Below are 1,862 nucleotides of genomic sequence, written 5' to 3'. Positions count from 1 at the left end.
TAGCAATTGGGTTTGATAATTAGTTTATAACACTTTTAGGTGGGATTGACTATATCAAAGCTATATTGGCCGTTCATACAAATGATGGCATCCAAAACGTCCGTCTCTAAAAGTGCGGTAATATCTGGCGGTAATATTGGCTTTGAGCGTCCGGTCGAAATCACCAGTTTAATATCCGTCTTCGCCAGTGCTTCAAGCGTTGCTTTATTTTGTGGTGCAATTTCACCGTTACGGCTTAAGGTGTCGTCGATATCAAAAAAAATGATTTTTGGGGTGGATATTAGGGTTTTTTGGGTCGGGGTTGGCATGGATATCCTTTTTTATTATTTGGTCAGTTATTAAGGCAACGCATTTAATAGTGATCAGTTCTTTGAAGATAAGAGCTTTCTTAATAACTTGTAAGCGAAGATTGTGTAACGGCAAAGCAAAGTGTCACATGAAAGAAAATAACTTATATCGTCAATTAAATATACAATACTGTTTTTATAGACTAAATATATAAAGGTAATAACGTATGTTAAGATACTCTAGCATGGGTTCAATACGACATGAGGAATATGGCGATCAAATTAATCACTCACTCACCTAAGGCTTATAGTCATTATAGAGGGCAATTGTCACTCTCAGGAGAGCTGCTTGCCAAAAAAACTAAGATTCCATTAGAAAAGATAGAAAAAGCTCAAAATCTAGGAACTGATACTGTATTCACATTTAATCAGCTTAAAAAAATTGCAGATGTTCTTTTAGTGCCTGAATTCTTCTTGTTATCTGATAACTTACAAACAGCTGATATACCTGAGTTAATTGATCATCGTAATCAAAGTGATATCAATGATGAAGAAAGCAAGTATCAGCTTAATAAAGTTGTTAGAGAGGTTACCAAAATTCGTGAGGATTTGGCATACACTTATGAGAGTATGAACATTGAACCTACTCCTTTCAAGCTAAAGCTTAAAGGTGATAACGAACAATATGATGCTTCAGCTATCAGGGACTTCTTAGAGGTTTCCACATCTAAATTTAAAATTGATGGTAATGATGATTATTATAAGTCATGGCGAACTCTCATAGAAAGAAAAGACATTCTTGTACTCGAGATTTCACGTCAAAAAATTGGCTCGGAAGGTATGGCATTATTTTACCCACTGCTACCTATAATTGCTATTCTTTCGTCAGGTCAAAGTAATTCAAGGAAACTTTTCACAATGCTTCATGAGCTAGTTCATTTAGGATTACGTGAGAGTTCATTAGATGGTGAGCTACTAAAAAGTAAGCAAATAATTGAACAATACTGTAATCGTGTTGCAGGTTACGTATTAGTTCCAGAAACTGAAATAGTAAAGTATTACGATAGCGGAGCTTCATTAGAAGATAATATTGTTTCCATTAGAACAGCCTTGAAGGTGAGCAAACAGTCCATAGCAATACAACTCAAGTTGACTGGTAGAATTACTCAGAAAGATTTAAATATTTATTTAGATGAGTTATCTGATAGAAACAGTGGTGGATTTGGTAAAAGTGGTAGACAGTATACTGCTGTTAATAAGTTTGGTAAGGTTTATTTGCAACAAGTTATCTCTGCAGTATGGGATAGTAGCTTACCTGTGAATACAGCAATGAAAATGTTGAATCTTAATAGTGTTGAACAGTTATCATATCTTGAGCAGAAGGTGTTTGGATGATTAAGTATTGTATTGATACTAATGCTATTTTGGATTTATGCTATCGTTACTATCCTTCCTCTATTTTTAGTAATATTTGGGATATGCTAGAGGGCTGTGTATTGTCTAGGCAGATTAAAATTATAGGTGGTGTTCTAAAAAGTATGCTGGCATCAGACATAGCCATAATTGACATAGAAG

Annotated in this window: 2 protein-coding genes and 1 pseudogene; 2 read left to right on the top strand and 1 reads right to left on the bottom strand. The window is 34.6% G+C overall.

The window, feature by feature from the left end:
• Positions 1-53: 53 nt before the first annotated feature.
• Positions 54-308 (bottom strand): annotated as a pseudogene (locus EI161_RS14150) (HAD hydrolase family protein); the annotation flags it as partial.
• Positions 309-557: 249 nt separating this feature from the next.
• Here EI161_RS14150 and EI161_RS14145 point away from each other — a divergent pair.
• Positions 558-1,682 (top strand): ImmA/IrrE family metallo-endopeptidase, encoded by a 1,125-nt coding sequence (locus tag EI161_RS14145; RefSeq protein WP_192524397.1) that lies wholly within the window; start codon positions 558-560, stop codon positions 1,680-1,682.
• A partial coding sequence (locus EI161_RS14140) for a DUF4411 family protein (RefSeq protein ID WP_192529895.1) occupies positions 1,679-1,862 on the top strand: 184 nt, incomplete at its 3' end. The genes EI161_RS14145 and EI161_RS14140, both read left to right, overlap by 4 nt.

Origin of the sequence: Psychrobacter sp. FME5, from assembly GCF_014861375.1 — a bacterium.
GTDB lineage: Bacteria > Pseudomonadota > Gammaproteobacteria > Pseudomonadales > Moraxellaceae > Psychrobacter.
This window is presented reverse-complemented; position numbering and strand designations above follow the sequence as displayed.

Coding starts and splice junctions, on each gene's coding strand:
- EI161_RS14145 (WP_192524397.1), top strand. CDS start 558: ATGGCGATCAAATTAATCACTCACTCACCTAAGGCTTATAGTCATTAT.